The organism is Phenylobacterium aquaticum (assembly GCF_022695515.1).
Taxonomy (GTDB): Bacteria; Pseudomonadota; Alphaproteobacteria; order Caulobacterales; family Caulobacteraceae; genus Phenylobacterium; species Phenylobacterium aquaticum.
Genome location: NZ_JALDPT010000008.1, coordinates 25,829 through 51,903, shown reverse-complemented (window position 1 = coordinate 51,903; position 26,075 = coordinate 25,829). Strand labels below are relative to the sequence as shown.

At 69.8% G+C, this 26,075-nt stretch carries 24 protein-coding genes; 14 read left to right on the top strand and 10 right to left on the bottom strand.

The genetic code is table 11. The annotated features are described in order from the left end of the window. Window positions 1-11: 11 nt before the first annotated feature. Genes MQH10_RS26755 through MQH10_RS26745 form a run of 3 tightly spaced genes read right to left on the bottom strand, consistent with a single transcriptional unit; the run spans window position 12 to window position 1,218 of the window. Window positions 12-725, bottom strand: a complete 714-nt coding sequence (locus tag MQH10_RS26755; protein WP_336605059.1) for a M24 family metallopeptidase — start codon at window positions 723-725, stop codon at window positions 12-14. Window positions 726-784: 59 nt separating this feature from the next. After that, entirely contained in the window at window positions 785-1,093 is a 309-nt protein-coding gene (locus MQH10_RS26750) for an aminopeptidase P family N-terminal domain-containing protein (protein WP_336605058.1), read from the bottom strand. Next, a complete protein-coding gene (locus MQH10_RS26745; RefSeq protein ID WP_336605057.1) occupies window positions 1,093-1,218 on the bottom strand; it encodes a hypothetical protein in 126 nt (41 codons plus the stop codon). Before MQH10_RS26745 ends, MQH10_RS26750 begins: the two co-directional genes overlap by 1 nt. A gap of 104 nt (window positions 1,219-1,322) precedes the next feature. Here MQH10_RS26745 and MQH10_RS07890 point away from each other — a divergent pair, with 104 nt between their 5' ends. The 7 genes from MQH10_RS07890 (at window position 1,323) to MQH10_RS07860 (ending at window position 8,776) form a co-directional block, all read left to right on the top strand. Continuing rightward, the gene (locus MQH10_RS07890; protein ID WP_242563524.1) at window positions 1,323-2,252 is read left to right on the top strand and encodes a response regulator; all 930 of its coding nucleotides are present in this window, start codon (window positions 1,323-1,325) and stop codon (window positions 2,250-2,252) included. A 25-nt stretch (window positions 2,253-2,277) separates the two neighbouring features. Beyond that, the gene (locus MQH10_RS07885; protein WP_242563523.1) at window positions 2,278-2,778 is read left to right on the top strand and encodes a GAF domain-containing protein; all 501 of its coding nucleotides are present in this window, start codon (window positions 2,278-2,280) and stop codon (window positions 2,776-2,778) included. A 42-nt stretch (window positions 2,779-2,820) separates the two neighbouring features. Beyond that, window positions 2,821-3,753 carry a glycosyltransferase gene (locus MQH10_RS07880; protein ID WP_242563522.1) on the top strand — a complete coding sequence of 311 codons (933 nt, stop codon included), beginning with the start codon at window positions 2,821-2,823 and terminating at the stop codon, window positions 3,751-3,753. 223 nt (window positions 3,754-3,976) lie between these two features. Continuing rightward, window positions 3,977-4,333 (top strand): hypothetical protein, encoded by a 357-nt coding sequence (locus tag MQH10_RS07875; protein WP_242563521.1) that lies wholly within the window; start codon window positions 3,977-3,979, stop codon window positions 4,331-4,333. A 279-nt stretch (window positions 4,334-4,612) separates the two neighbouring features. After that, window positions 4,613-5,785, top strand: a complete 1,173-nt coding sequence (locus MQH10_RS07870; RefSeq protein WP_242563520.1) for an acetyl-CoA C-acetyltransferase — start codon at window positions 4,613-4,615, stop codon at window positions 5,783-5,785. 7 nt (window positions 5,786-5,792) lie between these two features. Continuing rightward, window positions 5,793-6,488 carry an SDR family NAD(P)-dependent oxidoreductase gene (locus tag MQH10_RS07865; RefSeq protein ID WP_242563519.1) on the top strand — a complete coding sequence of 232 codons (696 nt, stop codon included), beginning with the start codon at window positions 5,793-5,795 and terminating at the stop codon, window positions 6,486-6,488. Window positions 6,489-6,757: 269 nt separating this feature from the next. Then, window positions 6,758-8,776, top strand: a complete 2,019-nt coding sequence (locus MQH10_RS07860) for a TonB-dependent receptor plug domain-containing protein (protein WP_242563518.1) — start codon at window positions 6,758-6,760, stop codon at window positions 8,774-8,776. On the opposite strand, the gene MQH10_RS07855 is transcribed toward MQH10_RS07860, so the two are convergent. From MQH10_RS07855 to MQH10_RS07825, 7 genes are all read right to left on the bottom strand, one after another. After that, window positions 8,773-9,381: an LbetaH domain-containing protein gene (locus tag MQH10_RS07855; RefSeq protein WP_242563517.1), complete on the bottom strand. Its 609-nt coding sequence runs from the start codon at window positions 9,379-9,381 to the stop codon at window positions 8,773-8,775. The two genes, MQH10_RS07860 and MQH10_RS07855, sit on opposite strands and share 4 nt — an antisense overlap. Before the next feature lie 41 nt (window positions 9,382-9,422). Further along, window positions 9,423-10,619, bottom strand: a complete 1,197-nt coding sequence (locus MQH10_RS07850) for an acyl-CoA dehydrogenase family protein (RefSeq protein ID WP_242563516.1) — start codon at window positions 10,617-10,619, stop codon at window positions 9,423-9,425. A 107-nt stretch (window positions 10,620-10,726) separates the two neighbouring features. Beyond that, on the bottom strand, window positions 10,727-12,031 hold the full coding sequence (locus MQH10_RS07845; RefSeq protein ID WP_242563515.1) for a PQQ-dependent sugar dehydrogenase: 1,305 nt from the start codon (window positions 12,029-12,031) through the stop codon (window positions 10,727-10,729). A 63-nt stretch (window positions 12,032-12,094) separates the two neighbouring features. Next, window positions 12,095-12,910 (bottom strand): glycosyltransferase family 2 protein, encoded by an 816-nt coding sequence (locus tag MQH10_RS07840; protein WP_242563514.1) that lies wholly within the window; start codon window positions 12,908-12,910, stop codon window positions 12,095-12,097. A gap of 118 nt (window positions 12,911-13,028) precedes the next feature. Continuing rightward, window positions 13,029-15,407: a TonB-dependent receptor gene (locus tag MQH10_RS07835; protein WP_242563513.1), complete on the bottom strand. Its 2,379-nt coding sequence runs from the start codon at window positions 15,405-15,407 to the stop codon at window positions 13,029-13,031. A 49-nt stretch (window positions 15,408-15,456) separates the two neighbouring features. Then, complete coding sequence (locus tag MQH10_RS07830) at window positions 15,457-16,422, bottom strand: FecR family protein (protein WP_242563512.1); 966 nt, start codon at window positions 16,420-16,422, stop codon at window positions 15,457-15,459. 109 nt (window positions 16,423-16,531) lie between these two features. Then, window positions 16,532-17,074, bottom strand: coding sequence for a sigma-70 family RNA polymerase sigma factor (locus tag MQH10_RS07825; RefSeq protein WP_272886803.1), 543 nt, complete (start codon window positions 17,072-17,074; stop codon window positions 16,532-16,534). A 153-nt stretch (window positions 17,075-17,227) separates the two neighbouring features. Here MQH10_RS07825 and MQH10_RS07820 point away from each other — a divergent pair, with 153 nt between their 5' ends. The 7 genes from MQH10_RS07820 (at window position 17,228) to atzF (ending at window position 25,945) form a co-directional block, all read left to right on the top strand. Continuing rightward, the gene (locus MQH10_RS07820) at window positions 17,228-17,974 is read left to right on the top strand and encodes a polysaccharide deacetylase family protein (RefSeq protein ID WP_242563510.1); all 747 of its coding nucleotides are present in this window, start codon (window positions 17,228-17,230) and stop codon (window positions 17,972-17,974) included. A gap of 79 nt (window positions 17,975-18,053) precedes the next feature. After that, a complete protein-coding gene (locus MQH10_RS07815; protein WP_242563509.1) occupies window positions 18,054-18,449 on the top strand; it encodes an MAPEG family protein in 396 nt (131 codons plus the stop codon). 156 nt (window positions 18,450-18,605) lie between these two features. Next, window positions 18,606-19,073 carry a CopG family ribbon-helix-helix protein gene (locus tag MQH10_RS07810; protein ID WP_242563508.1) on the top strand — a complete coding sequence of 156 codons (468 nt, stop codon included), beginning with the start codon at window positions 18,606-18,608 and terminating at the stop codon, window positions 19,071-19,073. Then, a complete protein-coding gene (locus tag MQH10_RS07805; RefSeq protein ID WP_242563507.1) occupies window positions 19,070-19,894 on the top strand; it encodes an urea amidolyase associated protein UAAP1 in 825 nt (274 codons plus the stop codon). Before MQH10_RS07810 ends, MQH10_RS07805 begins: the two co-directional genes overlap by 4 nt. 8 nt (window positions 19,895-19,902) lie before the next feature. Beyond that, entirely contained in the window at window positions 19,903-20,535 is a 633-nt protein-coding gene (locus tag MQH10_RS07800; RefSeq protein WP_242563506.1) for an urea amidolyase associated protein UAAP2, read from the top strand. A 5-nt stretch (window positions 20,536-20,540) separates the two neighbouring features. Next, the gene (uca, locus tag MQH10_RS07795; RefSeq protein ID WP_242563505.1) at window positions 20,541-24,152 is read left to right on the top strand and encodes an urea carboxylase; all 3,612 of its coding nucleotides are present in this window, start codon (window positions 20,541-20,543) and stop codon (window positions 24,150-24,152) included. A gap of 14 nt (window positions 24,153-24,166) precedes the next feature. Continuing rightward, window positions 24,167-25,945, top strand: a complete 1,779-nt coding sequence (atzF, locus tag MQH10_RS07790; protein ID WP_242563504.1) for an allophanate hydrolase — start codon at window positions 24,167-24,169, stop codon at window positions 25,943-25,945. The last annotated feature ends 130 nt before the right edge of the window (window positions 25,946-26,075 follow it).

The window sequence follows — 26,075 nt, the reverse complement described above, 5'->3', positions numbered from 1 at the left end:
GAAGGATGCGGTCAGCGGTTCCCGAAAGGCGCTTCCAGGTCGAGCTGGGGTTCGGTGAACCAGGCGGCGCCAGTCTCGGTGACGTGAAAGTGGTCCTCAAGCCGGATGCCGAACTGGTCGGGGATGACGATCATCGGCTCGTTGGAGAAGCACATGCCGGGCGCCAGCGGGGTCTTGTCGCCGCGCACCAGATAGGGCGCCTCGTGGATCGACAGGCCGATGCCGTGGCCGGTGCGGTGCGGCAGGCCGGGCAGGGCGTAGTCGGGACCGAGGCTTTCCGCGGCCAGGACGGCGCGGGCGACGGCGTCGATCTGTTCGCAGGGGACGCCGGGTTTCACGGCGGCGAAGGCGGCGGCCTGGGCCCGCTTCTCGATATCCCAGATCCGGCGGTGCTCGGCGGTCGGCGTCCCGAAGATGTAGGTGCGGGTGATGTCGGAGTTGTAGCCCTGGACCCGGCAGCCGGTGTCGATCAGCACCAGATCCCCGGACCGGAGCGCCTGTTCGCCGGGCAGGCCGTGGGGATATGCGCTGGCCACGCCGAACTGGACCGCGCAGAAGCTGGAGCCGTCGTCGGCGCCGAGCGCGCGGTGCGCCTGGTCGATGAAGCGGCGCACGTCGGCGGTGCTGATCCCCTCACGCAGAATGGCGGCGGCGCGGCGATGGACCTCGAGCGTCATGGCCTTGGCCTGGGCCATGAGCGCCAGTTCGGCCGGCGACTTGATCATCCGGCAGCCGTCGACCACCGGGGCGCCGTCGAGCAGGACGAGGTCCGGCGCGGCCTTGGCTAGGCCGTTGACGACGAAGAAGGGCAGGGGGGGGCGATGGCGAGACGGCGCGCCCCGACATCGGCCATGACCTGGGCGGTGAGCGCATAGGGGCTTTCATGCTCTTCCCAGAGATCGACGCCGGCGCCTATGCCCAGGCTGGCCTCCAGCGAGCCCAGCTCGAACCGGGGGCAGATCATCCGGGGCATGCCCTCGCGCGGCAGGACCAGGGCGACCAGCCGCTCGGTCGCGCCCCAGGCGACGCCGGTGAAATAGCGCAGGCTGGCGCCGGCCCCGATGATCAGGGCGTCGGCCCCGATCGCGTCCATCAGCGCCCGCGCGCGGCCATCCGCTCGAGGCGTTCGGCCTGGGTGATGGCCGGGGCCGGAGCCGGCCAGGGGGCGAGGTCCGCCAGCTGGGCCTCCGCCGTGGAGCCGCCGATGCCGTGTGTCATGTCCGCCTCGCTCGCCGCCCCAATCTGGGGCGTTTGGGGTTTGCCGGTAAACTTCCCTTCAACCGCGAAGCTCCACAATCGGCCCGAGCCATCAGGTAGGGACCATGAGCGCGCCGCGCAGTCTGCCGAGCACCAATGTCACACGCAGCGACCTCGCGCGACTGCGCGTCCTGGTGCTGGACGATCATGGCCATACCGCCCGCCTGATGGCTGACGTGCTGCGGGCCGGCGGGGTGGGCGAGGTCTACGCCTCGACGGACGCCGAGGCGGCCCTGAGCGGGCTGCACGCGCACAATCCCGACATCATCTTCACCGACCGCAACATGCCCAACATGGACGGTCTGACCTTCACCCGCACGATCCGCCAGGCCGCGCTGCGCCAGGACAGCTTCATCCCCAACCCGCAGGTGCCGGTGGTGATGGTCAGCGCCAGCGCAACCCTGCTGGACGTGGAGCTGGCCCGGCTGGCCGGGGTCAACGAGTTCGTGCTGAAGCCCTTTACCCCGGCGGCGCTGCTGTCGCGCATCCAGATGGTGCTGAAAAAGCCGCGGCCCTTCGTGGTCAGCGAGGCCTATGTGGGCCCAGACCGCCGCCGCAAGGCCGAGGTCGACTATTCGGGCCCCATGCGGCGCAGGCAGGATCCGGTGGAGGTGTCGGACGCCGGCGAACGCAACCTGACCCGGCAGACCATCGCCGTCGAGCTGAACGCCCTGAAGCGGATGATCCGGACGCGCCGCGGCCTCGACCGGTCGCTGATGCAGATGACCTATCGGGTCATGCAGCACACCCGGTTCCGCGCCCTGCAGGTGCGCGACCAGACCATCGTGCGGACCACCAATTCCCTGCTCGCCTATATCGACTCCATGGGCGGCGCCGAGGCCTGCGACGCCGAGATCGTCGAAGTGCACATCGACGCCATCCTGACCCTGATGGGGGTGGACGAGTCCGACGTGGCCCAGGCCGAACGGATCAATCGCGATCTGGAGCTGACCGTCGAGTACAAGGCCAAGCAGAAATTGGCCGTCGCGGTCTGACCATCGGCCGCCTATATGGGCGGTCATGGCCGAAGCCTTCAACGACATCACCCTGCCCGGCGACAAGGCCGAGCGCTACGCCGCCGTCGCCGAGGAGATCGCCTCGGTCCTGGCCGGCGAGCCGAACCTGACCGCGCGCATGGCGACGGTCGCCTCGATGCTGGCCGCCAGCTTCGCGCACTATTTCTGGACCGGCTTCTATGTGGTCGACCCCGCCAAGGGCGACGAGCTTGTGGTCGGCCCCTATCAGGGCACGCTCGGCTGCCTGCGCATCGCCTTCGGCCGCGGGGTCTGCGGCACGGCGGCGGCGACGAAGACCACTCAGCTGGTCAAGGACGTCCACGCGCTGGAGAACCACATCGCCTGCGACGCCCGCTCGGCCAGCGAGATCGTGGTCCCGGTGTTCGATGCAGGCGGTGAGCTGATCGCGGTGTTCGACGTGGACTCCACGGAGCTGGCGGCCTTCGACGCGGTGGACCAGGCGTGGCTGGAGAAGATCCTGGGCGCGACGTTCGGCCAGGCCTGACGATCCATTCTTCCCTAACCGGCGGCGGCTAGGGTCTGCGGCATGACCGAGGCCCTCGTCAGTCTGATCATTCCCACCCAGCGCCGCCTGGACGGCCTGACCACGGCCGTGCGCTCGACCTTCCGCCAGACGGGGGTGGATGCAGGCCGGCTGGAGCTGGTGGTGGTCGACAACGACCAGACGCCGTCGGCCGAGGCGACCGTCGCGGCGCTCGCCGCCGAGGCGCCGTTCCCGGTGATCTATGTGCATGAGCCGGAGCCCGGCGTCGCCAATGCGCGCAACGCCGCCATGGCCCGAGCGCGCGGCGACTTCATCGCCTTCCTCGACGACGACGAGGAGGCGCCGGAAGGCTGGCTGGCCGCCCTGCTGGCCGCCCAGGCGCGGTTCGAGGCCGATGTGGTGTTCGGCCCCGTGCGCGGCCGCGCGCCGGCTGAGGTGACGCGCCACCGGGCCTATCTGGAATGGTTCTTCTCGCGGGAGGGCCCGGCCGAGGCCGGCCTGCTCGACCACTATTACGGCTGCGGCGACAGCCTGCTGAAGCGGGCCAGCCTGCCCGATCCGGTCCGGCCGTTCTCGGCGATCCGCAACCATATCGGCGGCGAGGACGACCTGTTGTTCGGGGTGATGCAAAGGGCCGGGGCGAGGTTCGCCTGGGCGCCGGAGGCCTGGGTCTGGGAGGATCCCGTGCCGTCGCGCCTGAGCCTCGACTACACGATCCCCCGCGCCTTCGCCTATGGCCAGGGCCCGAGCTCGGCCTGCGCGATTCAGGACCCGCCGGACCGGTTGGGCATCGCGCGCTGGATGGTGATCGGGGCAGGCCAGGCGGTGGTCTATGGGCTGATCGCGGGGCTGCAGCGGATCATGGGGTCGCCGCGCTACGCCTTCACCCTCGACAAGGCCGCGCGGGGGCTGGGCAAGACCCTGTGGTGGGGGCCGTTCAAGATCGCGTTCTATGGGTTGAGGGCGGGGGCTTAGGCGCTCCTCCTGGAACCCTCTCCCCACATCGTGGGGAGAGGGCAGGGTGAGGGGCGCGCCGCGCAGCGGGGCGTCTTTCGGCGACGCAGGTGAGTTGGCGGTTCAGCAAGAACCCCTCACCCAACCCTCTCCCCGCATAGCGGGGCGAGGGCTCATTGGCCGCAGGCCAACGGCCGTATATGCTCGCTAAGATTGCGTTTGCGCCTTGGGACGGGTCGTTGAAATGAACTCAAACGAGAGGGACGTTCTCGCGGCGGCAGCCGCCCATTTTCATCAGGATTTCGACCTTGGCGACTGGTCGGCTCGGGACGTATTCACGGCCGTGGCGCGCGGATTGCTGGAGGGGCATAGAACCGCTCTCTTTGATGGACTTGAGGTCATGCTTCAAACCCATCCCGATGACAGCGATTACTACCGGACTTGGTGGGCCTTAGGCGCAGGAATGGCTCCCGAACGATCCGACGTGGCGGACTTCCTTGCATGGGGCCGATCGCCGGAAGGTCGCCATATGATCGAAGCTCCAGGGCCCATCGCGAGCCACGTTGTCGTGAATGCAAATCTCGTCCGATTTGAAGGCTGAAGGTCCGCGAAGCCCGCACTCTCGAACCCTCGCCCCGCCATGCGGGGAGAGGGCAGGGTGAGGGGCGCGCCGCGAAGCGGGGCGTCTTTCGGCGGTGGGCGAGGGGCTGCGAGTCAGCAAGGACCCCTCACCCCACCTCTCCCCGGGAACGGGGAGAGGGCTATTATGCCCACCCCCACCACGCTTTCGTGAGCCCGGTTGGCTTCCGTGACGGCGCCTGCGATAGAGGATCGCGCGACGCGGCAGATGGCGCGCAAGCTAAGCTATGGGAGCGGAACAATGGCGGAAGCCTATATCGTCGCGGCGACGCGCACGGCGGGTGGTCGTAAGGGCGGCAAGCTGAAGGATTGGCATCCGGCCGATCTCGCGGGCGCCGTGCTGAACAACCTCATTGATCGCACGGGCATCGACCCGTCGGTGGTCGAGGACGTGGTCCTGGGCTGCGTCGGTCAGGTCGGCGAACAGGCCGTCAACATCGCGCGCAACGCGGTGCTGGCCTCCAAGCTACCGGAAAACGTGCCCGCCACCAGCGTCGACCGTCAGTGCGGCTCCTCGCAGCAGGCCCTGCACTTCGCCGCCCAGGCGGTGATGGCCGGCTCGATGGACATCGTGATCGCCTCGGGCGTCGAGAGCATGACCCGCGTGCCCATGGGCCTGGCCGCCGTGCTGCCGGCTCAGAACGGCTTCGGCAACTACAAGAGCCCGCGCATGGAAGAGCGCTATCCGAACATCCAGTTCAGCCAGTTCATGGGCGCTGAGATGGTCGGCGAGAAGTACGGCCTGACCAAGGACGAGCTCGACGAGTTCTCCTATCAGAGCCACCAGCGCGCGATCGCCGCCACCCAGGCCGGCAAGTTCAAGAACGAGATCGTCGCCGTCGAGATCACCGACGCCGAGGGCAACAAGACCCTGCACTCGGTCGACGAAGGCATCCGCTTCGACGCCAGCCTGGACGGCATCAAGTCGGTGAAGCTGCTGCGCGAGAACGGCCGTCTGACCGCCGCCTCGTCCAGCCAGATCTGCGACGGCGCCTCGGGCGTGATGATCGTCTCGGAAAAGGCGCTGAAGGAGCACAACCTGACGCCGCTCGGCCGCATCCACCACATGTCGGTCCTGGGTCATGACCCGGTGATCATGCTGGAAGCCCCGATCCCGGCCACGGAACGCGCCCTGAAGAAGGCTGGCATGAAGGTCGGCGACATCGACGCCTATGAAGTCAACGAGGCCTTCGCCTCGGTGCCGGTCGCCTACATCAAGCACCTGGGCGTCGACCCGGCCCGCCTGAACGTCAATGGCGGCGCCATCGCGCTCGGCCACCCGCTCGGCGCCTCGGGCACCAAGCTGATGGCCACCCTGCTGAACGTGCTGGAAGGCAATGGCGGCAAGTACGGCCTGCAGACCATGTGCGAAGGCGGCGGCATGGCCAATGTGACCATCGTCGAGCGTCTGTAGGACGAAGATGACCGGACGCGTCGTTGCTGTCACCGGCGCGTTCGGCGCGCTCGGCTCCGTGGTCGCCCGCGCGGCGGCGGAGCAGGGCGCGCGGGTCGTCCTGATCGATTACGGCGTCCATCCGCCCCCGGGCCTCGCCGAGGCCTGTGGGGCGGAGGCGCTGGTTCTGGGCGGGGTCGACCTGACCGACGCCGCGGCGGCGGAAGCGACGATCGCGGCGGTCGCCGAGCGGTTCGGCGGGATGGACGCGGTGATCAACATCGCCGGCGGCTTCACCTGGACCACCCTGGCCGACAGTTCGGCCGGCGCCTGGGAGGCCATGTTCCGGATCAATGTGCTGACGGCGAGCAATGTCTGCCGCGCGGCGATCCCGCATCTGAAGGCCAGCGCCGCCGGACGGATCGTCAATATCGGGGCCAATGGCGCGGTGAAGGCCGCCGCCGGCATGGGGCCCTATGCGGCCGCCAAGGCCGGCGTGCACAAGCTGACCGAGAGCCTGGCCGAGGAGCTGAAGGGGCAGGTGACCGTCAACGCCGTCCTGCCCTCGATCATCGACACCGCCGCCAACCGGGCGGACATGCCCGACGCGGACGTCTCGACCTGGGTGTCGCCCCAGGAGCTGGCCGCCGTGATCCTGTTCCTGGCCTCGCCGCAGGCCAGCGCCGTCACTGGGGCCCTGATCCCGGTCACCGGCCGGGTTTAGAGCCTTTTCGGTTCAGATGGACTCATCTGAACCGAGCAAAAAGGCTCTAGTTCATATGTTTAGAGCGCGTCGGGCGGGCTAACCGGTGTCCACTTAGCCCTGACGCGCTCTAGCCACCCGTCGCAAATCCGCTACAAGCGGAGCCGGATCGGCATTTGGCGGGTCCGTCAGTTTTCTATTTTCAGCTCGCGTTTGTTTTTCGAATTTCCGCCGCGGTTTCGCGGCGCGGCGTCCCTGCGGCGCCGGTCTGAAGGGGCGGGGGCCTCGCAATGCGTTTGACCGTTCTCTTGGCCGCCGCGGTGATCGCGGGCGCGGCCAGCGTCGCCCATGCGGCCGAGCCCGCCACGGGGGCGATCTCCTATCCGCCGTCGTTCTTCGCCGAGGTCGGGCCGACCACGGCGCTGGACATGGTCATGCGCCTGCCGGGCTTCACCTTCGACAAGGGGGTGGTGGTGCGCGGGCTGGAGGGGTCAGGCGGCAATGTGCTGGTCGACGGCGCGGCGCCCGTGGCCAAGAACGACACCCTGGACGAGATCCTCAAGCGCATTCCGGCCGGATCGGTGGCGCGCATCGACGTGATCCGCGGCGGCGCGCCGGGCATCGACATGCAGGGCCGCACGGTGGTGGCCAATGTGGTGCGCAAGCAGGCGGCGGGCTTCCATGGGGCCGGCAGCGTCAGCTCGCAACTCTTGTCCGACCACCGGGTGCTCAACGCCGTCCGCGCCGAGGGGCAATGGCGGTGGAACGGCAAGCTGGCCGAGCTGTCCATGGTGCTGGGCAAGGGGCCGGACGACCAGCTGGGCGATGGGCCGCGGGTGCGCACCGCCGCCGACGGCACGGTGCTGATCCGCTCCACGGTGGACGCCGACGCGCAGGGGCTGCGCAAATGGCTGATCGGCGCCTATGAGACCCCGTTCGAGGGCGGGCGGCTGCGGCTCAACGGCGCCTATATGGCCAATCCCTACAGCGCCGAGATCATGGACCGGCTGAGCCTGCCCGCCGGCCGCGAGTACGAATACGACACCCAGGACAAGCTGCAGGCCGAGCTGGGGGCCCGCTGGGCGCGCGGCTTCGGGCCGACCTCGGTGGAGATGGTCCTCTTCCAGCAGTGGAACAACAACGACACCAAGGCGCGCTTCACCTCGGCCGCGGTCAACCGCGACTTCGAGCTGGACAAGAAGGTCACCGAGACGGTCGGGCGGGGCAATGTGCGCCGCCGGATGTCGGATCGTCTGACCCTGGAGGCCTATGCCGAGGGGGCGCTGAACAGCCTCGATAGCCAGACCCGCTTCGTCCAGAACCAGGTCACGGTGCGGCTGCCGGCCGCCAATGTGCGGGTGGAGGAAAAGCGCGGGGAGGTGTCGGTCGCGGCGATCTGGCGGCCGCTCCCCACCCTGACGACCGAGGTCGGCGTCAAGGAAGAGACCTCGACGATCACCTCGACCGGGGACGTGGCGCTGGAGAAGTCGCTGAGCTTCACCAAGCCCAGGGCGACGCTGACCTGGGCGCCCAATCCCGCCAACCAGGTGCGGGCGCGGGTCGAGCGGGAGGTCAGCCAGCTGAACTTCGACGACTTCATCGCCTCGTCCTCGCTGGTCAACACCGGGGCGCTGCTGGCCGGCAATCCGGACCTGTCGCCGCAGCAGGCCTGGGTGGTCGAGGCCGCCTATGAACGCCGGTTCTGGAAGAGCGGGGCGGTGGTGGTGACCGCGCGCCACTCGGAGCTGACCGACGTGATCGACCGGGCCCCGGTCTATGGGCCGGGCCATGTGGCCCTGGCCGATGCGCCGGCCAATATCGGCGACGGCCGCAAGGACGAGCTGATCCTGAACCTCGCCGTGCCGCTGGAGCGACTGGGCCTGGCCTCGGCCCAGCTGAAGGGGCAGGGGACCTGGCGCTGGTCGGAGGTGACCGATCCGGTCACCGGCCGCAACCGGGAGATCTCCAACCTGCACCCGCTGGACTGGGAGGCGCACTACACCCAGGACCTGCCGAAGCTGAAGGCCAACTGGGGCGTCGATGTCTATTCGGCGGTTCGCGAGCGGGCGTTCCGGCTGAGCGAGATCGAGACCAAGAAGGTCGATACCTGGCTCCTGGTGTTCATCGAGGCCAAGCCGCGGCCCGACCTGATCCTGCGCGCCGAGTTCCAGAACCTGAGCTCGCGCGACGTGAACCGCATCCGCGAGGTCTATGCCGGGCCGAGGGGCGCGGCGCCGCTGGCCTATGTGGACGCGCGCAATCTGGAATACGGCCAGTCCGTCTTGTTCAAGATCCGCAAGATCCTCTAGGCCTGATCGACCAGGGCAAGGCGCGGGACGATGGTCCCCTTGGCCAGGACCGCGCCGGGGGCGACCACGGCGTTGGCGCCCAGGCGGACGCCGTCGCCGGCGAGCGCGCCGAACTTGTCGACGCCGGTGTCGATGGTCTGGCCGTTGAAGCGGAAGCGGATGCGCTTGTCGGCCTTCTCGTTGCGATAGTTGGCGATGATGGCGCCGGCCTCGATGTTCACGCCTTCGCCCAGCACGCTGTCGCCGACGAAGTTGAAGTGGGCGAGCTTGGAGCCCCGGAACATGAAGCTCGACTTGAGCTCCGCGCCGGGGCCGAGGATGCAGTCCTCGTCCAGCCAGCAGCCGTCGCGGACATAGGCGCCGGCGGCGATGAAGCAGCCGGCCGAGATCACGGCCGGGCCCTTGAGCACCGCGCCGCGCTCGACGGTCGCCTTGCGGTGGATGGCGATGTCGCCCTGGAAGGTGAAGTCGGCGCGGGGGCGTAGGTCCGCCACCAGCTCGGCCAGGATCGCGTGGGAGACCGAGGTGATCGCCCAGGGGGGCACGTCGGCCCAGCGGCCGAGGGGCGAGGCGGCGAAGCGGGCGATGTGGTCGGTGATGCGCATGGGCCTGAGGCTAGGGCCATTCCCGCCCGGCCCGCCAGGGTTCAGATGCCGAGCTGGCGGGCGATGATGTTCTTCTGCACCTCGGTCGCGCCGCCATAGATGGTCTGGGCGCGGGTGAAGAAGTAGCTGGCCGTCCCCGGTGCGGCGAAGGCCGGAATGGTCTCCAGGCCCGCGCGCCAGTCGGGGCCGTAGCGGTCGGCGAAGAAGGGCTGGGCGTAGGGGCCGGCCAGCTCCAGATAGAGCTCGGTCACCGCCTGGGCGGCCTCGGTCGCGGCGATCTTGATGATCGAGCTTTCGTCGCCGGGCGCCTCGCCGCTGGCGAGCGGAGCGAGCGCCCGCAGGGTGGTGAATTCGAGACTGGTCAGGGTGATCTCCACCTCGGCCAGCTTGCGGCGGAAGGCGCCGCCGGCCTCGCCCAGCAGGTCGCCCCAGGGCGCGGCGCGCGAGATCTCCTTCAGGCTGGCCACCTGCCGGCGCTTGGCGGCGACGTGGGCGTAGGAGGTGCGCTCGTGGTTCAGCAGGTGGCGGGCATAGGTCCAGCCCAGGCCCTCCTCGCCGATGCGGTTCTCCATCGGCACGCGGACCTGATCGAACACCACGCGGTTCAGATGGTGGCCGCCGTCGATGGTGATGATCGGCTTCACCGCGACGCCGGGCGTGGTCATGTCGATGCAGAGGAAGGTGATGCCGGCCTGCTTCTTCGGCTCGTCCGAGGTGCGCACCAGGCAGAAAATCCAGTCGGCGTAGTGGGCGTCGCTCGTCCAGATTTTCTCGCCGGATACGACATAGTGGTCGCCGTCGCGCTCAGCCCGCATGCGCAGGGAGGCGAGGTCCGACCCGGCCTCCGGCTCGGAATAGCCCTGGGCCCAGAAGGTGCGCGAGGCCAGGATGTCGCCCAGCCAGCGGTCCTTCTGCGCCTGGGTCCCGAAGGTGTAGATCACCGGCGCCACATAGAGCAGGCCCATGGGCGAGACATTGGGCGCGCCGGCGTTCTCCAGTTCTTCGTCGAAGATGAAGCGGCGGGTCACGCTCCAGCCCGCGCCGCCATAGTCCTTGGGCCAGCCCGGGGCCAGCCAGCCCTTGGCGCTCATGGCCTGTTCGCCGGCGACCAGGTCGGTCTTGGTGAGCGTCTGGCCATTGGCGAGCTTGGCGATGATCGCCTGGGGATATTCGCTGCGGAACCAGGCGCGGACCTCCTGGCGGAAGGCCTCGTCCTCGGCGCTCATACTGATGTTCATTCGCGGCCTCCCCGTCGCAGGAGCATGCCCGGCGGCGGCGACGGGGTCGAGCCGTGCCGCCGCGTCAGGCGTCGCGATTTCTGCGAGGCCGATCCGGGTCCGTGAGATCAGGACGCTGGGGCGACCCGCCAGATCGTATTGCCGACGTCGTCGGCGACCAGCAGGGCGCCGCGCTTGTCGACCACCACGCCCACCGGACGGCCCTGGGCCTTGTCATGGGCGTCGAGGAAACCGGTCAGGAATTCCTCGGGCTGGCCCACGGGCTTGCCGCCGGCGAAGGGGATGAACACGACGCGATAGCCGCTGAGCGGACGCCGGTTCCAGGAGCCGTGCTGGCCGATGAACACCCCGCCGCGATAGTGCTGCGGGAAGGCGTCGGCCTTGTAGAAGGCGAGCCCCAGCGAGGCGGTGTGGGCGCCCAGCGCATAGTCGGGGGCGATGGCCTTGGCGACCAGGTCGGGCCGGGGCGGCTGGACGCGGACGTCCACGTGGTCGCCGTAATAGCTGTAGGGCCAGCCATAGAAGGCGCCCTCCTTCAGGCCGGTCATGTAGTCGGGGACGAGGTCGTGGCCGATCTCATCGCGCTCATTGACCGCGACCCAGGGCGTGCCGGTGACGGGCTCGAAATCCAGGCCGTTGGCGTTGCGCAGGCCGGTGGCGTAGGGGCGGGCGGGCCCGGCCGGCAGGGTGAACTCGGTGACCTGGGCGCGGCCGGCCTCGGCGGCCATGCCGTTCTCGCCGACGTTCGAGTTGGAGCCGATGGTGATGAAGAGCTTGGTCCCGTCAGGGTTGGCGACGACGTTCTTGGTCCAGTGGTGGTTGATCGGACCGCCGGGCAGGTCCAGCACCTTTTCCGCCGGGCCGGTCGCGACGGTGTCGCCGGGCGCATAGGGCAGGCGGACCACGGCGTTGTCGTCGGCGACATAGAGGCTTGAGCCGACCAGGGTCATGCCGAAGGGCCGCTGCAGGCCCTTGGCGAAGACGGTGCGGACCTCCGCCGTCCCGTCGCCGTCGGCGTCACGCAGCAGGATGATCTGGTTGGGGCTCGTTTCCAGGGCGCCGGCCGCCTTCTGCACCCACTGGGCGACGCGATCCTTGAAGCCGGTCGGCTTGGCGGGTTCGGAGGCGGACTCGGCGGCGAGGACATCGCCGTTGGGCAGGACATAGAGCCAGCGGGGATGGTCGAGCCCGGCGGCGAAGGCGGTGACCTTGAAACCCGCCGGGGCCTGGGGGTGGGCGCCGGGCGCCCAGCCGGTGGCCTTGGCGATATTCACCGTGGGCAGCAGGCCCTTGGTCGGGGAGGGCAGCTCCGGCTTGGGGCCGAACCCGGCGAAGGGCGAGGTGGAGCCCTGGCTGCAGGCGGCGAGGGACAGGGCGGTCAGACTGACCGCCGCAAGGATCGAGCTTCGCATAGGGCCTCCCAGGGCGTTTCTAGCGGACCTATAACGCGCGAGCCGCCGGAACGCCCGGCAGGATCACGCGGCGCGGGGCGCGCCCTTGCGTTGGGTCGCCTTATTGAGCCGCGGACGCAGCTCGATCAAGGCGCCGCCGCCGGTGGCCCGGCGCTTGAGGATCTCGCGGGCCTTGAGGCAGGAGAGGACCGGATAGAGGCCGGCCATCAGGGCGATCAGGAAGCCAAGCTCGCCTTCCTTGCGGCCCTCGCGGCCCCAGTAGCACTTGGCGAAGCGGCGGAAGCCGCGGAACACGTTGTCCCACAGGGCGGGCTTCTCGCCGGCGTCGGCGAGGTCGAGCGCGCGCAGGTCGGTGTAGCGGTTCAGCCGCGCGACCATGTCGGCGATGTCGTCGTCGACCACGTGGATGATGGGGGTGGTCAGGACCCCGGCGAGGGGGCCGTCGAAGGTCACGCCGGGATGGACCCGCTGTTCCTTCCAGTGCTTGGCGCCGCGGCGATAGAGCCGGCCCACCAGCGAGGTGCCGAAGGATCCGCCCCAGCCGCGACGGACCAGGGTGTCGCCGACATAGTTGTCGACCGGGATCTGGAAGTAGTCGCCCGCGGGAGCGGTATGGATCGCGATCAGGATCTCGGAGGCGAGTGTCTCCCCCACCAGCTCGTCCGCATCGATCTCGATGATCCAGTCGCCCCCGCAGGCTTCGACCCCGGCGGTCTTGCGCGGCCCCTCCAACGGGAAGCTTCCGGAGACCAGCTTGGCCCCGTAGCGCAGAGCGATGGCTTCGGTCCCGTCGGTGCAGCGGTCCGCCACCACCACGACCTCATCGCAGAACGAGAGCCGGCCCAGGCATTCCGCCAGGCGCGCTTCCTCGTTATGCACACAAACCAGACCCGATAGCCTGACCACTCTGACCATCCCGTTCGCCATCCGCGCGACCGTCGCACGGCGTCACGAAAGAGTGACGGCGCCGTCAGGAACCAACCTCACCTCGGCGGAGTCAGAAATTCCGGGCCAGGACCAAACTGACGGTCCGGGGGCGTTGCGGGGTGACCTGGCGCACCTGGCCGAAGGAGAACGGATTGCCATAGGCGAAGGTGTCGCCGCGGGTGTCGCCGGGGTTCTCCACGAACACCGCCACCCGCCAGGGATCGGCCTTGATCTGGGCCGAGAGCCGGCCGGTGAAATAGCCCCCCATGACCGGCGACAGGGCGGGATCGAAGGTCAGGCGCGAGCGGCCCACATAGGCGGTCTGGCCGGTGAGGATCAGGGTCTTGTCGCCGAAGATCGGCCGCTGATAGGCGATCAGCGCTCCGAAGGACGTGTCGGGTACGCCGGGCAGGTGGCTCTGCACCCGGCTGGCGAAGGCGGGATCGACCTTGGTGATCTCCGGCCGGTCGAACAGGGCGTTGGTCTGGAAGGACCAGTGGTCGTCGGGACGCCAGGCGGCCTCGAGCTCCAGACCGACATTGCGGCCGTCGCCGACATTGGCCGTAAAGGGCAGGCCGGAGCCGAAGAACTGGTCGGTCTGGATGTCGCGCCAGAGGTCGTAGAAGACCGTCGCCTTCAGATCGAGGCGGTTGTCGAGGACGTTCGCCTTGGCGCCGATCTCGAAGTTGCGCAGGTGGTCCGGCCGGAAGGTGCGGCGTGCGGCGCTCGGGGCGCTGAGGCCCCCGGAATTGAACCCGCCGGCCCTGTAGCCCTGGCTCATCAGGCCATAGATCAGGGCGCCGTTCGGGAAGGCGTATTGCAGGGACACCTTCGGCGACCAGTTGTCGAACACCGCCTTGCGCGTGAACCTGCGGCTGGCGCCGCCCCCGACCACCGTGACGTTGGAGATGGTGCGCAGGCGGGTCTCGGATTCCCGGCCGCCGAGGGCCAGGGTCCATCCCCGGCCGAAGTCCATGGACATCTCGCCATACAGGGCGACTTCGCCCAGTCGGTCGTTACGGGCGTCGTTATAGACCGCGCGCAGGGCGCCGCCCGGCGCGTTGACCTGGAGCTGGGAGGGCGAGTCCTCGTCGCTCGCCGCGCCGTAAAGACCCACCAGCCACTTGAGCGGCCCACCGCCCTCCGAGGTCAGGACGGTGTCCTGGACCAGCATGTCGATCTTGGTGCGCTCCTGATAGATGCCGAGATCCGCGGCCGGGTCGTCGAACAGGGAGAGCGCCGCCGAGGCGTCATAGCGGCTGGAGAAGGCGTGGCGCACATAGGCGCTCGAGGACTGGAGCCGGCCGAGCGGAGTCATGCCCTCCAGGCTGATGACGGCCTGGGCGAAATCGTTGTTGTGGTTCTCGCGCACCCGGTTGGCCCGGCGCAGGCTGTTCGTCCCGGTAACGTACTGGGTGTCGTTGGAGTCGAGCTGTTGAACCGCGGCGCCCAGGGACAGGGTCCAGTTGTCGGAGACGCGGACCTTGAGCGCGGCGCGCCCGCCCTTGCGGGTGGTCTGGTCGACGTTGGACAGGCGCAGATTGACGTCGTCGAGATAGCCGCCGTCGAGGTCGTAATAGCCCACCAGCCGCAGGGCGACCTTGTCCTGGACGATGGGCAGATTGACCATGGCGTCGACCTGGCGGCTGGGCGAGCCGGACTCGGTGGAGGCGACGAGCCCGCGGACCCTGGCCTCGAAGGTCTCCAGGTCCGGCTTGCGGGTGACGATCCGATAGACGCCGCTGATCGAGCCCGCCCCGTAGAGCGCCCCCTGCGGCCCGCGCACCACCTCGATGGAGGCGACGTCGGCGAGGCGGAGATCCGGGTCCGGGGCGTTGTAGGTGATCGGGGTGTCGTCGAGAAAGGTGCCGACGGTCGAGCGGGTGCGGCCGGTGAAGGCGCCGTCGGACAGGCCGCGCAGCATGATCTTGTCGCGCCCGGCCCCGAGGTTGGTGATCGTCATGCCGGCCGTGAGCCGGACGACCCCGGCGGCGTCGGTGATCCCGGTGGCGTTCAGATCGTCGCTGTTGATGGCGCTGATCGAGGCAGGCAGGCGATTGACGGGCTCGACCCGCTTGGTGGCGGTGACCAGCAGCTCCGAGACCGTCGGCGGCGGGACGGCCGGGGCGGGGGCGGGCTTGCGAGCCGCAGCCTCGCCGCGTCGCGGCGAGATCCGGACGGTGCGGGGATCGAGGATGTCATAGGCGCAGGCCCCGGCGGTCAGGCGGTCCAGGGCCTCGCGCAGGGTGTAGCGGCCATTGAGGCCGGGCGAGCGGCCGGCGCAGGCGGCGACCCCGCCGATGGAGACATCAGCCTGCACGGCCAGGTCGATGAGGGCGTCTGAGGTCGCCTGGGCGGGGATCGCCAACGGATAGCGCGCCGGCGCCGCCCGGGCCGGTCCGCCCAGCAGGCCGCACGCGACGGCACAGGCCGTCGCGCCAGCGGCCATGGCGCGGGATCGAACGGAGCGGACGGTCTTAACCCCAACTGTCGGCGAGCTATTTCGCGCGAAGCAGTAGGCCGTCCGGGGTTTCAGTGGAAGTGACAGGCGCGATCAAAGTCAGGGTGCGAACGAGATTCGACCCCTCGGACGCCGCCAGGACGCCGGAGAAGGCGAGGTCGGCGGTCCGCGCGTCGGCGACCCGGATCGGGCGATCGGCGTACTGGTTGAGGTCGGCGACCACATTGGCCAGGGGTTCGCCGCGATAGACCAGCCGGCCGGTGCGCCAGCTGAACGCCGCCTCGGGCGATCCCAGACCCACGCGGGCCTCGACCTCGCCTTCGCGGTGGTCCAGGCGCTGGCCGACGGTCAGCCGATAGCCGCGGCCGGGCGCGTCGCCGGTGGGGCGGACCTCGACCACGCCGCGGGCCACGACCACGGACTGGCGTCCGTCGCGGCGGCGGACGTCGAACTGGGTGCCGACCACGCGGATGGTGCGGTCGCCGGCGGTGATCAGGAAGGGACGACGCGAATCCTTGGCGACGTCGAAGATCGCCTCGGCGTCAGCCATCTCGACCCGCCGCTCCCGCGACCCCAGATGGACGGTCAGGCGCGAGCCGGCGTTCAGGTCGATGCGGGTGCCGTCCGCCAGGACGACGGTTTTCCGTTCGCCCTTGGCGGTCTGATAGGTGGTGGTGGGGGCGGTCAGGTCCTGCCAGGGCACGGCGACCGCCGCGACGAGGCCGGCGGCGGCGAGCCCGCCCGCCATGACCATCCAGCGCCGTCCGGCCGCCGGCTGAACCGGCGCGACAAGGCCTTGGGCCAGATCCGGGGCGAGGGCGTCGAGCTCCGACCACAGGGCCAGGGCCTGATCATAGGCGAGCTTGTGGCGCGGCGAGGCCTCGAGCCAGGCGTCGAAGGCCAGCCAGTCGGCTTCGCCGACGTCGGGACGCTCCAGCCGGGCGAGCCACTGGGTCGCCGCGTCGCGTTCCGCGTCCAGTCCCTGATCAGAGATTTGGTTCATCGCGCCGTGCCCATCGGGCGGCCAGGGCCGCTCTGTGATGTAGACGTCGCCAAAGCCCCGCGCCCCCCGTCCCGGTTGCACAAAAATCCGCTGACGTCCTTCGGTGACATCACCCCAGCCTCGACAACAGAGTCTTAAGCGCCCCGCTCACGTGCTTTTCGACGGCGCTCACGGAAATTCCCATGGCGCGCGCGGTTTCAACGTGGCTCAGGCCCTCGAGCTTGTGAAGCTGAAAGGCGCGTCGCATGCGCGGGGGAAGTGTATTCAGCTCGCTCAGAAGCAGATTGAGCCGCTGGCGGGCGGCCAGGACCTCGTCCGCCGGCGGTTCGTCATGGATTTCCTCGTCGCCCAGCCGGGTCGTGGCGGCGGCGACCCAGGCGCCTTCGCGGGCGCCGGCGCGCCGCTCCTGACGCAGGCGGTCCAGCATCAGGTTGGAGCCCATGCGGTAGAGCAGGGCCGAGGGGTTCTGGATCTCGTCCTCGGCGGGGAGGGCGGCGATCTTGAGGTACAGCTCCTGGGCGAGGTCCTCGGCCGCGGCGGACGAGTTCAGTCGCGCGGCGAAGAACCGCACGAGGTTGGCGCGCTTTTCCAGGTAGTGGCGCATCAGGTCGGACTTGGCGTCCGGTCCGTCGTCCTGTGGTTCGCCAGCCAGGTTGGGCCCCGTGCGCTGCGCGCCGAATTGCGCGTGGGTGGAATCTAGTCCGCACGGGCGCCCCACTCAAGGCGACGCGCGCGAGGGGAGACTGAGGGCCGGCCACGGCGGCGACGTCATCCGCAGGGACGACCACCGTCCGCGGGCGGAAACATGTCCTGGTTTGCTTTAGGTCTGGAATTGCGGCGCTGGCGGCGGGCCGGCCAGACGCCGGTCCTGTGGTGGCGCGACGACGACGCCCGGACCCCTTCGCCCGAACTGGATCGCCTGCTGGACCTGGCCGCGCGGCATGGCGCGCCCCTGACGCTCGCGGTAATTCCCGACGGCGATATTCCGGCCCTCGCCGCGCGGCTGGGCGGGCGCACGGACGTCTGCGTGGCGCAGCACGGCATCGATCATCAGAACCGGCGGACGGGCCCGGCGGCGGGGGAGTTTCCGCCGGAGTGGCGACGCATCCGGGTGGCGACCCTGCTGCGCGCCGGATGGAGCCGCCTGGCCGCCGCGCCGCAGGCGAGCCGGATCTTCGTGCCGCCCTGGAACGACATCCACCCGGAGCTGGCCCAGGCGCTGGTCGATTGCGGCTATGCGGGCTGGTCGGCCTGGGGCGAGGCGCCGGTGGCGGGTCGGGCGCCGCGGGTCGACGCCCATCTGGACCTGATGCGCTGGCGCGGCGGGGCGCGATTTCGGGGCGAGGGACGGTTCCTGGCCGATTTCCGCAAGCAGCTGGCGGCGCGCCGCCGGTCCGGCGACTGGTCGGCCCCCATCGGCCTCCTGACCCACCACCTGGCGCACGACGCCCCCGCCTGGAGCTTCCTGGACCGGTTCCTCGCCTGGTCGGTCGGGAGGGGCGGCCTGGCCTGGGGCGCCCTGCCGGAGCTGCTCAGCGCCGCCGAACATTGACCGTCCGCCCCGCCGGGCTGAAGCTTCCCGTCCAGGCCGCCATCAGGCGCGCCGTCGACAAAAATAGGGGGAGTGATTCATGGGCGTTGAGCTGACCATGCTGGCCTATTCGGCCGCCTTGCTGTTCGGACTTGTGGTCTTGCAGGCCATCGTTGGGATCCGGTCCCAGGGCTTGATTCCGCTGGCGAATTCCCGGGATGACCTGCCGCCGCCCTCGGTGTTCCAGGCCCGGGTGAAGCGGGTGGTGGACAATCACCGCGAGGGTCTGACGATCATGGCGCCCCTGATCCTGATCGCGGCCGTGACCCAGTCGACCAATGCGACCACGGCCCTGGGCGCCCAGATGTTCTTCTACGCCCGGGTCGCGCACGCGGTGCTCTACCTGGCCGGCGCGCCGCTGGTCCGGCCCCTGGCCTGGGGCGTCGGGGTGGCGGGCACGGTGATGGTGTTCGCCGTGCTGATGGGCTGGGCCTGATCTTCCCAGCGCCTTCCGACGGGGGCCGCGATCCGCAGCCCTCGTCTTAGGCGCCGCGGGCGGGGGTTTGCCTAAGAGGAGGGCGCTTGGCCTTCCCTCCGACGCTTCCGCGTATTACGAATTGCGCAAATCGTAATACCGCTCAAGAGGTCGGACATGGATGTCGAACCCCTTCCCCTGGCGCGACTGAGCCTGAGCATGCCGGCCGAGCTGCTCAGCCAACTGGACGCCATGGTCGCCGAGCGCGGCCTGCCGAGCCGGTCGCAGATGATCGCCGAACTGATCCGCCACGAGCTCGCCGAGCATGGCGAGGAGCGGGCCGGGGTGGTGCTGGCCGGCACCATCACGCTCATCTATCGCACCGAAAGCGGCCGGGTCCGCCAGGCGCTCGCCCAGGCGCAGCAGGCCTATCTGCAGGAGGTCATCTCCTCGCAGCATGTGTTCCTGGAGGACGACCAGTCGCTGGAAGTTCTGCTGGTCCAGGGGCCGTCCGAGAACCTGCAGGGCCTGTGCGACCTGCTGCGCAAGATCCGCGGCGTCCAGCAGCTGAAGCTGGTCACCACCACCGCCCTTCTGCCGCCGCTGCACGCGCTCGGCGCCCATTCGTCCCAGGATCCGGCATGACCGACACCGCCAATCCCTATGGCGCCCAGGCCCACGCCCGGGCCATGGCCGGGACCCGGGTGGAGTCCATGCCGACCCTGCCGGCCAGCGCGGCGGCGGACCTGCCGGCTGGCGTCGCCGCGGAGGCGATGGTCTGGGAGGAGACGATCGCGCCGGGCGGCTATGCGGCCAAGCAGCTGGACCGCGGCGCGCGTCTGAAGCTGACCGACCTGGCGGGCGACGCCTGCGCCTCGATGCTGGTGTTCAACGCCGAGCGGCCGATCGAGCGGCTGAACGTGGCCGACACGCTCAAGGTCCAGTGGAACGCCTATCTGGGCGCCGGGCGGCTGGTGCTGTCGGACATGGGCAAGGTGATGCTGAGCGTGCTGGAGGACGAGGCGGGCACGCATGACGCCTTCTGCGGCGCCTCGAACCAGGCCTCCAACGCCCGGCGCTACGGGACCGGCGACAACTGGGGGCCGCACCCCAACGCCCGCGACCGCTTCAGCCTAGCGCTCGCCAAGTTCGGCCTGGGCCGGCGCGACATCCATCCCTGCATCAACTGGTTCAAGGGCGTGCGGGTCGAGGCGGACGGGGCGATCACGCCGCAGATCGGCCCCTTCGCGGCGGGGCGCAGTCTGACGTTTCGCGCCGAGATGGACCTGATCGTGGTGATCGCCAACTGCCCGCACGTGATGGACGCACGGCCCGACTACACCGTGACGCCGCTCAGGGTCAGCGCCTGGCGCGGGCCGGTGACGCCGACGGACGATCCCATCCGCAACGCGACGCCGGAGGGCCTGCGCGCCTTCCTGAACGTCGAAGCCGATTTCAGCCGTTGAGCGCCGCCATGACCGACACCGCGCTGCAGGGGCTTTCCGGCCCCGTCGCCCTCGACCAGGTGGTCGCCGCCCGCGCGCCCTGGGACGCCATCGTCCGCAAGGGCCAGACCCTGCGCATCGTCGACCTGGAGGGCAACCAGGCGGTCGACTTCCTGATGTACGCCCTGGCCGACGACGCCGAGCGCTACAGCGCCCAGGACACCATGGCCGCCCAGGGCAACATCTTCCTGCGGACAGGCTCGGTGCTGCTGTCCAACGAGGGGCGGGCCATGGCGACGGTGACCGGCACCTCGGTCGCCTATCATGACACCATCGGCGGGGCCTGTTCCTGCGAGAGCAATACGCTGCGCTATGGCCACCACACCAAGAGCCAGCACTCCTGCGTCGAGAACTTCCTGCAGGCCAACGCCCGGCACGGGCGCGGCAAGCGCGACATGGTCTCGAACATCAACTGGTTCATGAACGTGCCGGTGGAGGCCGACGGGGCGCTGGGCATTGTCGACGGGATTTCGGCGCCGGGGCTCTATGTCGACCTGCGCGCCGAGATGGACCTGGTGGCGATCGTCTCCAACTGTCCGCAGATCAACAATCCCTGCAACGGCTTCAATCCGACGCCCGTGCGCATGATCATCGCGGGGTAGGGCGGTTGTTCACCAAGGTCCTGATCGCCAACCGGGGCGCCATCGCCTGCCGGATCATCCGCACCCTGAAGACGATGGGCGTGGGCTCGGTGGCGGTGTTCTCCGACGCCGACGCCGGCTCGCTGCCTGTGTCCCAGGCCGACGAGGCGGTGCGCATCGGCCCGGCGCCGGCGGCCCAGAGCTATCTGGACGTGGACGCGATCCTGGCGGCCGCCAAGGCCACGGGCGCCCAGGCGATCCATCCGGGCTACGGGTTCCTCAGCGAGAATGTCGGCTTTGCGGAGCGCTGCGAGGCGGAGGGCATCGCCTTCATCGGCCCGACCTCGGACAATATCCGCGCCTTTGGGCTGAAGCATACGGCGCGCGACCTGGCGCAGGCGCATGGGGTTCCGCTGGCCCCTGGCACCGGCCTGCTGACCGATGCGGCGGCCGCGCGCGCGGCGGCGGAAGAGATCGGCTTTCCGGTGATCCTGAAGGCCACGGCCGGCGGCGGCGGCATCGGCATGCGGGTCTGCGAGGACTTGGCGGCCGTGGAGGACGCCTTCGCGGCGGTGACCCGGCTGGCGGGCGGCAATTTCTCCGACACCGGGATTTTCCTGGAGCGCTATGTGCGCCGCGCCCGGCACATCGAGGTGCAGGTGTTCGGCGACGGCGAGGGCCGGGTCGTGGCGCTCGGCGAGCGCGACTGCTCCCTGCAAAGGCGCAATCAGAAGGTCATCGAGGAGACGCCGGCGCCCGGCCTGCCGGCGGCGACCCGGAGGGCCCTGATCGAGGCCGCCGTTCGGCTGGCGAAAGCCGCGGCCTATCGCTCGGCGGGGACGGTGGAGTTCCTCTATGACGCCGAGCGCGACGACTTCTTCTTTCTGGAAGTGAACACCCGGCTGCAGGTGGAGCACGGAGTGACCGAGCAGGTCACCGGGGTCGACCTGGTCGAGTGGATGATCCGCGGCGCGGCCGGGGACTATGGGTTCCTCGACAGCTGGAGCGGCGTCGCCAAGGGCGCCTCGATCCAGGCGCGACTCTATGCCGAAGACCCCGGGCAGGACTATCGGCCCTCGTCCGGCGTGCTGACGAAAGCGAGCTTTCCATCGGACGCGCGCGTGGACACCTGGGTCGCCGACGGCTCGGAGGTCAGCGCCTATTACGACCCGCTGCTGGCCAAGCTGATCGTCACGGCGGCGGATCGGCCGGCGGCCGTCAAGGCGCTGCAGGACGCGCTGGACCGCACGGCCCTGTTCGGGCTGGAGACCAATCTGGAATGGCTGCGGCAGGTGGCGCGCAGCGCGGCCTTTGTCAGCGGCGAGGTCTCGACCCGGGCGCTGGCGGAGATCGCCTTCAAGCCCCGCACCATCCGGGTGCTGAGCGGCGGGCCGGCGACCACGGTGCAGGACTATCCGGGGCGGCTCGGATACTGGGACGTGGGCGTGCCGCCGTCCGGGCCGATGGACGCCTTCGCCTTCCGACTGGGCAACCGGCTGCTGGGCAATCCGGAAGGCGCGGCGGGGCTGGAGATCACGGCCCTGGGGCCCAGCCTGGTGTTCAACCACGACGCCGTGGTGTGCCTGACCGGGGCGGAGTTCGAGGCGCGGCTGGACGGTGACCTGGTCCCCACCTACGCGCCGATCGCGATCGCGGCCGGCCAGACCCTGAAGATCGGCCGGGTGAAGGGGGCGGGCCTGCGCGGCTATCTCCTGGTGCGCGGCGGGCTCGACCTGCCGGCCTATCTGGGCAGCCGGTCCAGCTTCACCCTGGGTGGGTTCGGCGGTCATGCCGGGCGGACCCTGGCGGCCGGCGACGTACTGCATCTCGGCCAGGAAGAGATCGGGCCGGTCGAGGCGGCGCTCTCGCCCGCGCTCACGCCCGCCCTGACCCGGACCTGGGTGATGCGGGTGCTGGCCGGGCCGCATGGGGCGCCGGACTTCTTCACCGCCGACGACATCGCCATGGTCAGCGGGGTCGAGTGGAAGATCCATTATAATTCCAACCGTACCGGGGTGCGGCTGATCGGACCCAAGCCCCAGTGGGCGCGGCGCGACGGGGGCGAGGCGGGCCTGCACCCCTCCAACATCCACGACAACGCCTATGCGATCGGGGCCGTCGATTTCACCGGCGACATGCCGATCATCCTGGGACCGGACGGCCCGTCCCTGGGCGGCTTCGTCTGTCCGCTGGTGGTGATCCAGGCCGATCTCTGGAAGGTGGGCCAGCTGGCGCCCGGTGACACGGTGCGGTTCGAGCTGGTCAGCGACAACGCGGCCACCGCCGCCGAGCGGGGCCAGGACCAGCTGATCGCGGAACTGAAGGCGCCCGCGCCGGTGGCTGCGCCGCCTGTGACAGGGTCGTTGTCCGATCCGATCCTGGGCGTGATCGAGGCCGTCGGACATCGGCCGCGCGTGGTCTATCGCCGCCAGGGCGACCGCCATCTGCTGGTCGAATACGGCCCGATCGTGCTGGACCTGGAGCTGAGGCTGAGGGTTCACGCCCTGATGCTGGAGCTGCAGGCCATGGCCCTGCCCGGGATCATCGACATCACGCCCGGCATCCGCTCCCTCCAGGTGCATTTCGACAGCCGGGTCCTGCCGCAGCGACGGCTGCTCCAGGCCCTGGCCGACGCCGAAGAGCGACTGGGCGGGCTGGACGATTTCGAGATCCCCAGCCGGGTGGTCTGGCTGCCGCTGTCCTGGAAGGACCCCGCGATCTACGAGACCATCGACAAGTACATGGCCTCAGTCCGCGATGATGCGCCCTGGTGTCCGGACAACATTGAATTCATTCGCCGAATCAATGGGCTCGAGTCGGAAGATGATGTGCATCGCATCGTGTTCGACGCCCGCTATCTGGTGATGGGCCTGGGCGACGTCTATCTGGGCGCGCCGGTCGCGACCCCGGTCGATCCGCGCCACCGGCTGGTGACCACCAAGTACAACCCGGCCCGCACCTGGACCCCGCCCAATGTGGTGGGGATCGGCGGGGCCTATATGTGCGTCTATGGGATGGAGGGACCCGGCGGCTATCAGCTGTTCGGGCGGACCATCCAGGTGTGGAACACCTATCGCCAGACCAAGGCCTTCATCGAGGGCAAGCCCTGGCTGTTGCGGTTCTTCGACCAGATCCGGTTCTTCCCCGTCAGCCACGAAGAGCTGACCGATTGGCGGCGCGACTTCCCCCTGGGCCGGCGCGAGATCCGCATTGAGGAGGAGGTGTTCCGCCTCTCCGACTATCGCCGGATGCTGGCGGAGAACGCCGAGAGCATCAGCGCCTTCCAGACCACCCGCCAGGCGGCCTTTGACGCCGAGCGGGCCGACTGGGAGCTGAAGGGCGAATTCGCCCGGGTCGAGGCCCTGTCCGGCGATGGCGCGGCCGAGGCGGAGGCGGCGCCGATCCAGGCCCCGGAAGGCTCCGAACTGGTCGAGGCGCCCCTGGGCGGCAGCGTCTGGAAGATGCTGGTCCAGGTCGGCGACCGGGTGGAGAAGGGCGCGGTCATCGCGGTGATCGAGGCCATGAAGACCGAGTGCGACGTCGCCGCCCCCAATGCCGGGGTGGTGCGTCAGGTCTACGCCCAGGAACGCCAGCCGATCGCGCCGGGCGCCCCGATGATCGCCGTCGAGCCGGCCTGAGGAGAGACGCCGCCGTGACCCGCCCCTCCGTCGTCGCCATCGCCGCCGAGGTCTCGTCCGGCGCGCGGCGCGCCGTCACCGTCGCCGCCGAGGCCCTGGACGCCATCGCCGCCTATGACGCCGTCCAGGCCCAGGCCTGGATCTGCCGCCCGGACCCCGAGGCCGTGCTGGCCCAGGCCCGCGCCGTGGACGCCCGGATCGCGGCCGGCGAGGCGCTGCCTCTGGCCGGCGTGCCTTTCGCGGTGAAGGACAATATAGATGTGGCCGGACTGCCGACCACAGCGGCCTGTCCGGCCTACGCCTATCAGCCGGAGGCCTCGGCCCATCTGGTCGAGAAGCTGGTCGCCGCCGGGGCGATCCTGATGGGCAAGACCAATCTGGACCAGTTCGCGACCGGCCTGGTGGGCGCCCGCAGCCCCTATGGCGCCCCGGCCTGCGTCTACAATCTCGACTATGTCAGCGGCGGCTCGAGCTCGGGCTCGGCCGTGGCGGTGGGGGCGGGGCTGGTGGCCTTCGCGCTCGGCACCGACACGGCCGGATCGGGCCGGGTGCCGGCGGCCTTCAACGGCCTGATCGGGTTCAAGCCGACCAAGGGGCGCTGGAGCACCGGCGGGGTCGTCCCCGCCTGCCGGACCCTGGACTGCGTGACGGTGATGACCCACGACGTGGCTGACGCGGCCCTGGTGGATTCCGTCATCGCGGGCTTCGATGCGGCCGATCCCTACAGCCGGCGGCCGGGCGTGGAACCGGCGGCGTTCGGGGCGGCCTTCCAGTTCGGCGTGCCGCGGGCGGACCAGCTGGTGTTCATGGGCGACGACCAGGCCCAGGCCTTCTACGACAGGGCGGTCGCGCGGCTGACGGCCATGGGCGGGACGGCGGTCGAGGTCGACATCGCCCCGCTGCTGGAGGCCGCCAAGCTGCTCTATAGCGGCCCCTGGGTGGCCGAGCGGACAGCGGCGGTCGAGGACCTGCTGCGCGATAATCCGACGGCCATTCATCCGGTGGTGCGCGCCATCCTGCAGGGCGGGCTGGGGGTGTCCGGCGTCGACAGCTTCAAGGGCTTCTATGCGCTCGCCGATCACGCCCGCGCGGCCGAGGCGGTGTGGGCGCAGGCTCAGGTGCTGCTGCTGCCCACCACGCCCACCATCTACCGCCTGCGGGAAGTGCTGGCCGAACCCTTCGCGCTCAATGCGGCGCTCGGCCTCTACACCAATTTCGTCAACCTGCTGGACATGAGCGCCATCGCGGTCCCGGCGGGCTTCCGCGAGAACGACACCGGCTTCGGCGTCACCCTGATCGCGCCCGCCTGGGCCGACCGGAACCTGTTCGACCTGGCCCGCCGCTATGAGGAGATCGCCCCGATGCCGCAGACCCCCGCCCTGGACGTGAGCGGCAAGCCCCAGACCGTGAAGCTGGCCGTGGTCGGGGCCCACCTGGCCGGCATGCCCCTGCACTGGCAACTGACCTCGCGCGACGCGCGGCTGGTCAGCCAGACCAAGACGGCGGCGGTCTACAGGCTCTACGCCATGACCAACACCACACCCTTCAAGCCGGCCCTGATCCATGTGGGCGAGGGCGGCGCCTCGATCGAGGTCGAGGTCTATGAACTGGGCGTCGAGGCCTTCGGCAGCTTCGTGGTCGAGGTGCCTGCGCCCCTGGCGATTGGCACGGTGACCCTGGAGGATGGAAGCTCGGTGAAGGGCTTTGTCGCCGAACCCCGGGCGGCGGAGGGGGCTGAGGACATCACCGCGCTCGGCGGCTGGCGGGCCTATATCGCGGGCTTGCCGAAGTAGGGCGCGCAGCGTCTGGGTTGCTCCCCCTCTGGGGGAGCTGGCCCGAAGGGCCTGAGGGGGACGTTGACTCCCTCCGCTGAGGATCGAAACGCTCAAGAAGACCATTATGGTCCCCCTCAGTCGCCCATGC

Excerpts from the sequence above, each read along its gene's own strand:
- MQH10_RS07835 (WP_242563513.1), bottom strand. The coding sequence starts at position 15,407 with ATGGCCGCTGGCGCGACGGCCTGTGCCGTCGCGTGCGGCCTGCTGGGC.
- MQH10_RS07860 (WP_242563518.1), top strand. The coding sequence starts at position 6,758 with ATGCGTTTGACCGTTCTCTTGGCCGCCGCGGTGATCGCGGGCGCGGCC.
- MQH10_RS07885 (WP_242563523.1), top strand. The coding sequence starts at position 2,278 with ATGGCCGAAGCCTTCAACGACATCACCCTGCCCGGCGACAAGGCCGAG.
- MQH10_RS07850 (WP_242563516.1), bottom strand. The coding sequence starts at position 10,619 with ATGAACATCAGTATGAGCGCCGAGGACGAGGCCTTCCGCCAGGAGGTC.
- MQH10_RS07870 (WP_242563520.1), top strand. The coding sequence starts at position 4,613 with ATGGCGGAAGCCTATATCGTCGCGGCGACGCGCACGGCGGGTGGTCGT.
- MQH10_RS26750 (WP_336605058.1), bottom strand. The coding sequence starts at position 1,093 with ATGGACGCGATCGGGGCCGACGCCCTGATCATCGGGGCCGGCGCCAGC.
- MQH10_RS07845 (WP_242563515.1), bottom strand. The coding sequence starts at position 12,031 with ATGCGAAGCTCGATCCTTGCGGCGGTCAGTCTGACCGCCCTGTCCCTC.
- MQH10_RS07875 (WP_242563521.1), top strand. The coding sequence starts at position 3,977 with ATGAACTCAAACGAGAGGGACGTTCTCGCGGCGGCAGCCGCCCATTTT.
- MQH10_RS26745 (WP_336605057.1), bottom strand. The coding sequence starts at position 1,218 with ATGACACACGGCATCGGCGGCTCCACGGCGGAGGCCCAGCTGGCGGAC.
- MQH10_RS07805 (WP_242563507.1), top strand. The coding sequence starts at position 19,070 with ATGACCGACACCGCCAATCCCTATGGCGCCCAGGCCCACGCCCGGGCC.
- MQH10_RS07880 (WP_242563522.1), top strand. The coding sequence starts at position 2,821 with ATGACCGAGGCCCTCGTCAGTCTGATCATTCCCACCCAGCGCCGCCTG.
- MQH10_RS07830 (WP_242563512.1), bottom strand. The coding sequence starts at position 16,422 with ATGAACCAAATCTCTGATCAGGGACTGGACGCGGAACGCGACGCGGCG.
- MQH10_RS07890 (WP_242563524.1), top strand. The coding sequence starts at position 1,323 with ATGAGCGCGCCGCGCAGTCTGCCGAGCACCAATGTCACACGCAGCGAC.
- MQH10_RS07865 (WP_242563519.1), top strand. The coding sequence starts at position 5,793 with ATGACCGGACGCGTCGTTGCTGTCACCGGCGCGTTCGGCGCGCTCGGC.
- MQH10_RS07815 (WP_242563509.1), top strand. The coding sequence starts at position 18,054 with ATGGGCGTTGAGCTGACCATGCTGGCCTATTCGGCCGCCTTGCTGTTC.
- MQH10_RS07855 (WP_242563517.1), bottom strand. The coding sequence starts at position 9,381 with ATGCGCATCACCGACCACATCGCCCGCTTCGCCGCCTCGCCCCTCGGC.
- MQH10_RS07800 (WP_242563506.1), top strand. The coding sequence starts at position 19,903 with ATGACCGACACCGCGCTGCAGGGGCTTTCCGGCCCCGTCGCCCTCGAC.
- MQH10_RS26755 (WP_336605059.1), bottom strand. The coding sequence starts at position 725 with ATGATCAAGTCGCCGGCCGAACTGGCGCTCATGGCCCAGGCCAAGGCC.
- MQH10_RS07820 (WP_242563510.1), top strand. The coding sequence starts at position 17,228 with ATGTCCTGGTTTGCTTTAGGTCTGGAATTGCGGCGCTGGCGGCGGGCC.
- MQH10_RS07810 (WP_242563508.1), top strand. The coding sequence starts at position 18,606 with ATGGATGTCGAACCCCTTCCCCTGGCGCGACTGAGCCTGAGCATGCCG.